Source organism: Dietzia massiliensis (assembly GCF_018390595.1).
GTDB lineage: Bacteria > Actinomycetota > Actinomycetes > Mycobacteriales > Mycobacteriaceae > Dietzia > Dietzia massiliensis.
On sequence record NZ_JAHBAV010000230.1, the window covers coordinates 1 to 421 of the forward strand.

Genomic DNA, 421 nt, shown 5'->3' on the forward strand with positions numbered 1-421 from the left:
GGAGCGCAATCCGCAGGATCAGGAGAAAATCTACTTCAAATACACCCGCGACTTCATCTCGCTGACCGGCCTGGTGGTCGCGCTGATTATCACGCTGTCGCTGACCTCGGTCGCCGGGTCGGCGCAGGCGGCAATCGTCAACGCGCTGGGGCTGGACGGCATCGAATGGCTGCGGCCGGCGCTGACGACGATCGCGCTGTCGATCTCGATCTTCGCCAACTATCTGCTGTTCCTGTGGATTTTCTGGATGCTGCCGCGCCACAAACCGAAGAAAAAAGCGCTGCTGCGCGGCACCTTGCTCGCCGCCATCGGTTTTGAAGTGATCAAGTTCGTGATGACCATGACGCTGCCGCAGGTGGCGAAGTCGCCTTCCGGCGCGGCCTTCGGATCGGTGATCGGGCTGATGGCGTTCTTCTACTTC

The 421-nt window shown here is 60.8% G+C and carries 1 protein-coding gene; it reads left to right on the forward strand.

All coding sequences use genetic code 11. The annotated features are described in order from the left end of the window. Positions 1–421, forward strand: a 421-nt coding sequence (locus KHA85_RS20385) for a YhjD/YihY/BrkB family envelope integrity protein (RefSeq protein WP_213186695.1), incomplete at both ends; no start/stop codon positions are given.